Source organism: Sphingobium sp., from assembly GCF_032153725.1.
Taxonomy (GTDB): domain Bacteria; phylum Pseudomonadota; class Alphaproteobacteria; order Sphingomonadales; family Sphingomonadaceae; genus Sphingobium.
The window spans coordinates 1-5,464 of the sequence record NZ_JALDYQ010000131.1 but is presented as its reverse complement, the minus strand read 5'-3'; the positions used below and the strand labels follow the sequence as shown (position 1 = coordinate 5,464).

At 63.0% G+C, this 5,464-nt stretch carries 6 protein-coding genes, 1 tRNA gene and 2 pseudogenes; 7 read left to right on the top strand and 2 right to left on the bottom strand.

Translation table 11 applies throughout. The annotated features are described in order from the left end of the window. Positions 1 to 183 precede the first annotated feature (183 nt). The 3 genes and pseudogenes from RUH75_RS23110 to RUH75_RS23100 form a co-directional block, all read left to right on the top strand. A pseudogene (locus RUH75_RS23110) lies at positions 184 to 369 on the top strand (hypothetical protein); the annotation flags it as partial. 181 nt (positions 370 to 550) lie between these two features. Beyond that, entirely contained in the window at positions 551 to 1,156 is a 606-nt protein-coding gene (locus RUH75_RS23105; protein ID WP_313809554.1) for a sigma-70 family RNA polymerase sigma factor, read from the top strand. After that, on the top strand, positions 1,074 to 2,105 hold the full coding sequence (locus RUH75_RS23100; RefSeq protein WP_313809553.1) for a FecR domain-containing protein: 1,032 nt from the start codon (positions 1,074 to 1,076) through the stop codon (positions 2,103 to 2,105). The genes RUH75_RS23105 and RUH75_RS23100 overlap by 83 nt, the downstream gene beginning before the upstream one ends. A 16-nt stretch (positions 2,106 to 2,121) precedes the next feature. Here the strand turns inward: RUH75_RS23100 and RUH75_RS23095 are convergent, their stop codons facing one another. Further along, positions 2,122 to 2,820: an NAD-dependent deacylase gene (locus RUH75_RS23095; protein WP_313809552.1), complete on the bottom strand. Its 699-nt coding sequence runs from the start codon at positions 2,818 to 2,820 to the stop codon at positions 2,122 to 2,124. A gap of 182 nt (positions 2,821 to 3,002) precedes the next feature. Between RUH75_RS23095 and dapB the strand changes: the two genes are divergently transcribed. The 4 genes from dapB to RUH75_RS23075 all read left to right on the top strand — a co-directional run bounded on the left by dapB (position 3,003) and on the right by RUH75_RS23075 (position 5,038). Next, a complete protein-coding gene (gene dapB, locus RUH75_RS23090) occupies positions 3,003 to 3,767 on the top strand; it encodes a 4-hydroxy-tetrahydrodipicolinate reductase (protein ID WP_313809551.1) in 765 nt (254 codons plus the stop codon). Positions 3,768 to 3,769: 2 nt separating this feature from the next. Further along, positions 3,770 to 4,408: an endonuclease III gene (nth, locus tag RUH75_RS23085; protein WP_313809550.1), complete on the top strand. Its 639-nt coding sequence runs from the start codon at positions 3,770 to 3,772 to the stop codon at positions 4,406 to 4,408. A gap of 95 nt (positions 4,409 to 4,503) precedes the next feature. Further along, positions 4,504 to 4,887, top strand: coding sequence for a hypothetical protein (locus RUH75_RS23080; protein ID WP_313809549.1), 384 nt, complete (start codon positions 4,504 to 4,506; stop codon positions 4,885 to 4,887). A 74-nt stretch (positions 4,888 to 4,961) separates the two neighbouring features. Next, positions 4,962 to 5,038: transfer RNA gene (locus RUH75_RS23075), tRNA-Arg, on the top strand. Between the two features lie 3 nt (positions 5,039 to 5,041). Here the strand turns inward: RUH75_RS23075 and RUH75_RS23070 are convergent. Further along, a pseudogene (locus RUH75_RS23070) lies at positions 5,042 to 5,464 on the bottom strand (methylated-DNA--[protein]-cysteine S-methyltransferase); the annotation flags it as partial.

The following is a 5,464-nucleotide window of genomic DNA, read 5'->3' as shown; positions in this document are numbered from 1 at the left end:
AACCTAAATCTGGCGCGTCTACCAATTTCGCCACGCCCGCATCGGTCGCCGGTCGGCGCGGCATAGAGAAAAGACTCTCTCGAAGCAAGGCCCAGAGGTCAAGCCTGTGGATAACCGGTGGATAACTTCGCCGGGAACCGCCATCAAGCTTCGCGCGTAGCTCCCGCAATAAGGAGAAACGACATGGCCACCCAACCCGATCCCGTGCCCGATGGCGTCCCGCCACCCGACAGGATCGAACCGCAATCGCCGCCGGAAATCGCGCCGCCCGCAACACCGGCCGAAGCCCCGCCCGGACAACCCCCGGAAATCGTGCCGCAAGGCCCCGATTTCGACCAGCCCGACCGTGCCGTGCCCGAACTGCCCCCGGCGCCCGATCAGCAAGCCCGATCAGCAGAGAAAGACGCATTCGCGCAACAGCCGGGCAGTTTTCCACGGAAACCGGAAATAATGGCTTTGGTAGCGCTGGACAGGTCCCTGCAAGCATGATTGAACTATGACAAACAGATGAAATGGCGGGAGAGGCGCGGCTGACAGCAAGGGGGTCAACGTGCACAGGGTTCGCGCTAAACTGGAATGGTTCAAGACGGTGATCCTCCCTCAAGAGGCTGCCCTGCGCGGGCGCCTGCGAAGGATCATCGCTGCCAATCAGGAACTGGAGGACATGGTGGCGGAGGTTCTGACCCGCGCCTACGCCACCGAAAATTGGGAAAATGTGACGACGGGCCGCGCCTATCTGTTCACCATCGCCCGCAATCTGGTGATTGACGGCGCCCGCCGCAACAAGGTGGTGAGCTTCGAAACCATCGCCGATCTGGAATTGCTGCAAGGCGAAAATAATATCGAAGCACAGCTTCACGCCCGCGAGGCGCTCCGGCAAATAGAGGCGATCGTCGATTCGCTGCCGACACAATGCCGCCGGGTATTCATTCTCCGCCGCATCCACGAAAAATCGATGCTTGAAATAGCGGGCGAAATGTCCCTGTCCGTTTCTACAGTAGAAAAACATCTGGCCAAAGCGATCGCGATAGTTATGCGGGCCTGGGCAGAACGCGAGGAAACGGATTTCGAACGTGCGGGCGTCGGGACCAGAGTCGGGCTACGAAAGCAGGGACAGGATAGAGGCGCAAGCCGCGCGCCTGCTGGCAAGGCTTAACAGCGACCCCAGCCCGCAGGACGAAGCCGAAATCTGCGAATGGGTCGAATCGGACCCCCGCCATGCCATCGCCTTCGCCCGCGCCGAAGCCGCCTGGGAAGCGGCCGAGCGCCTGAAAAGCGCCGCTGCCGAAGTCAATCTGCCGCCGCTGGAAACGATCGTCAGCGAGGAACAGCAACGCCGCCTCTCGCGCAACATCATGATCGTCGCGGCCATCGCGGTGTTGCTGTTCATCGTCGCGGCGATCGTCACCGTCCGCACCTTCAGCGGGGTGGATCATCACGAAACCGGGATCGGCCGGATCAGTGAAATCGCGTTGGATGACGGGTCGATCCTTCACCTCAACAGCGATAGCGCAGCCGAAGTCCGCTTCACCGACCATGGCCGCAGGGTACGCATAGTGAAAGGCGAAGCCGCGTTCGACGTCGCCCATGACAGCGCCCGTCCCTTCGACGTGGAAGCGCGATCAGCGGTGATCCACGCGGCCGGCGGCGCCTTCAACGTGCGGCTGCGTCCCTCCATGGTCGAACTGACGGTCATCCAGGGCGCCGTCACCGTTCATTCGGGCGACAGGCCGGCCAGTCAGGTCAGCGCGGGCGGCGGCGCCGTCATCCAGCCACGCAGCGTGTCGCTCACCCGCCTCGATTCGAAGCTGATCGGCCAGCGCACCGCCTGGCTTGAGCAGATGGTGGAACTGGACGGCGAAACGATCGAACAGGCCGCCAGCGAGTTCAACCGCTACCGCCCGACGCCAATCCTGATCGGGGATACCCGCGTTTCCTCGCTGCGCATCAGCGGCCGCTTCCGCACAACCGGCAGCAGGGAATTCCTCTCCATGCTGCAACGCAGCCTGCCGGTCCGGGTGGTGGACGGGCAGGATGGATCGGTCATGCTGCTCTATCGGGACGAACCGCGACCGGCGGATAAGGGAGTGGACGAGCAGGGATAATGGCCCAATGCGGCCCTTATCCCAACAATTCCCCCACCAGTTCCGGCACCAGCCTGCTCGCCGGCCCCATCCGGCTTTCCTCGAAATAAAAGCTGCCGGCCGAAGGCTCCAGATTCAGCTCCAGAGTCCGCGCCCCGACATGGCGCGCCGTCTGCACGAACCCCGCCGCCGGATAGACCGCCCCCGACGTTCCTACCGAAACGAACAGATCGGCTCGCCGCAACGCCTCATCGATCAAATCCATCTCATAGGGCATCTCGCCGAAAAACACGATATCCGGCCGCAAATCCGGCTGCCCGCACCCGTCGCAAACCGAGCCCGGCGGCAAAGCCTCCATCCAGCGCCGCGCCTTCCCGCAAGCGGCACAAAGCGCGGACTGCAACGCCCCATGCATATGGATCAGCCGCTTCGCCCCCGCCCGCTCATGCAGATCATCGACATTCTGCGTCACGATCAGCAATTCCCCCGGCCATTGCGCATCCAGCGCCGCCAGCGCTTCATGCGCCGCATTGGGCTTCACCTCCCCCAGCTTCGACCGCCGCTCATCATAGAAACGATGCACCAGCGCCGCATTGCGGGCCAACGCCTCAGGCGTGCAGACATCCTCGACCCGATGCCCTTCCCACAGCCCGTCCGGCCCGCGAAAGGTGGCAAGGCCGCTCTCGGCGGAAATCCCTGCCCCGGTCAGGATCACGATATTGCGAACGTCGTCCATTCCTTTTTCCTGTCCTACATGCCCCTGACGACGCTATGCCCCGCCCAGTGCAAACGCGATAGGAATTGCCCCTTTCTCCAATCCCCCACGTGTCACCTATGTCACCCATTTCCCATTGTGAAGGGATGACAAGGCCCGCCCGTTCTGGCATCCGCCACGCGACTTTTTAAGGAATGACAAGCATGACCAGCATCGGGATTTTCGGAGCCGCCGGCCGCATGGGACGCGCCATCGCGCAGATCGCCCAGGAAGCCGGGCTGAAAGTCGCCGGAGGCACGGATCGCAGCGCGGAAGGCGAAATCGCCCCCGGCATCGCCATCACCGCCGATCCGCTGGCACTGGCGCGACAGAGCGACGTGCTGATCGATTTTTCCGTGCCCGGCGCCCTGTCAGCCCATCTCGACGCCTGCATCGCGGCGAAGAAGCCGGTCCTGGTCGGCACCACCGGGCTTGAACCTGCCCATCACGCGCTGATCGATGAAGCCGCCAGGACCATTCCGGTCCTCCAGACCGGCAACACCTCGCTTGGCGTCAACCTTCTCGCCGCGCTGGTGGAGCAGGCAGCCGCGCGGCTGGGCGATGATTGGGATATAGAGATCGTCGAAATGCACCACCGCCACAAGGTCGACGCCCCCTCCGGCACGGCCCTGCTGCTCGGCGAAGCCGCCGCGCGCGGACGCGGCATCGCTCTGGCCGACCATAGCGAACGCGGCCGCGACGGCATCACCGGCGCGCGGGGCAGGGGCGCGATCGGTTTCGCGGCGCTGCGCGGCGGCTCCGTGCCCGGCGATCATCAGGTGATGTTCGCGACGGAGGGCGAACGGATCGAGATCGGCCATCGCGCCGAAAGCCGCATCATCTTCGCGCGCGGCGCGGTCAGGGGCGCGCAATGGCTGATTGGCCAGCCCGTCGGCCGCTATGACATGAAGGGCGTTCTGGGCCTGTAAAGGTGAAGAAGGACCAGATCTTCGACTTTTTCAGCCGTCTGGCTGAGGCCAATCCGGCGCCCCGAACGGAGCTGGAATATGGCAATGACTATCAGCTGCTGGTAGCAGTGGTGCTGTCGGCGCAAGCAACCGATGTCGGCGTCAACAAGGCGACGCGCGCCCTGTTCCGGGAGGTTCGCGCGCCGCAGCAGATGGTCGATCTGGGCGAAGAAGGTCTGAAGCAGCATATAAAAACCATCGGCCTGTTCAATGCCAAGGCGAAGAACGTCATTGCCCTGTCCGAAATCCTCGTCCGCGATTTCGGCGGAGAAGTACCGCGGGATCGCGACGTGCTGACCACCCTGCCCGGCGTCGGGCGCAAGACCGCCAATGTCGTGGTCAACACCGCCTTCGGGCAGGAGACTTTCGCGGTCGATACCCATATTTTCCGCGTCGGCAACCGCACCGGCCTTGCGCCCGGCAAAACCCCGCTGGCGGTGGAACTGAAGCTCGACAAAGGCGTTCCCGGCCCCTTCCGCCGCGACGCGCATCACTGGCTGATCCTGCACGGCCGTTATGTCTGCAAGGCGCGCAAGCCCGAATGCTGGCGCTGCATCGTCACCGACCTCTGCCGCTTCAGGCCAAAGACTCCCGCGCCCTGATTATCATGCGGTTCAGCCAGTTCGCGGTAGAAGGAGCAATATAACGGATGACGCGTTCCCGCGACGTCATTGTTGATAGTCAAAGGAGAGACACAATGTCTGCCCCCCTCACCCGTCGGCTGGCCCTGGCCGTAGTGCTGGCATGCGCGGCCGGCCCTGCCCTCGCCAAAACCCGGCCGGACAATCTCGTGCCCGCTGGCAAGCCGGTCGATTGCGTCCAGATCACGTCAATCCGTTCCACGGAAGTCCGCGACGACCGCACGATCGACTTCATCATGAACGGCAACAAGGTCTACCGGAACACGCTGCCCTACAGCTGCCCCAGCCTGGGCTTCGAAAAGCGCTTCCTCTACAAGACCAGCCTGTCCCAGCTCTGTTCGGTGGACATCATCACCGTGCTCTACCAGACCAGCGGATTGCAGCCGGGGGCCAGTTGCGGCCTGGGCAAATTCCAGCCGATGCAGAAAATGGCCAAATAACTTTGGCCTGAGGTGATTTTGATGCTGGCGCTAGCGATTGGGCTTTGCTAAGCGGCCCTTCGCACCAGCGACACGCACCCATAGCTCAGCTGGATAGAGCGTTGCCCTCCGAAGGCAAAGGCCAGAGGTTCGAATCCTCTTGGGTGCGCCATTTTCCTTCCAGTTCAAGCAGATATTGCTTGGCTTTCAGACCACCTGCAAATCCGGTCAACGCCCCATTGGCCCCCACCACCCGGTGACAGGGCGCAATGATCGAAATCGGATTTCGTCCATTCGCCGCTCCCACCGCCCGGCAGGCGGAAGGCTTCCCGATCTGGCTCGCAATATCCGCATAGCTGCGCGTTTCGCCAAAGGGGATGGTCAACAGAGCCGCCCAGACGCGCCTCTGAAAATCCGTGCCCCTGAAATCAAGCGGCAGGTCGAACGCCTCCCGCTGCCCGGCGAAATATTCGCCAAGTTGCCGGCCAGCCTCATCCAGCACCGGATGATCGCTGCTCTCGACACCCGGCATCAGCCTGACGCGCCCAGAGTCATTCCGGTTCAGATTGAACCGGAATGACTCTGGGAGTTCTTTGTT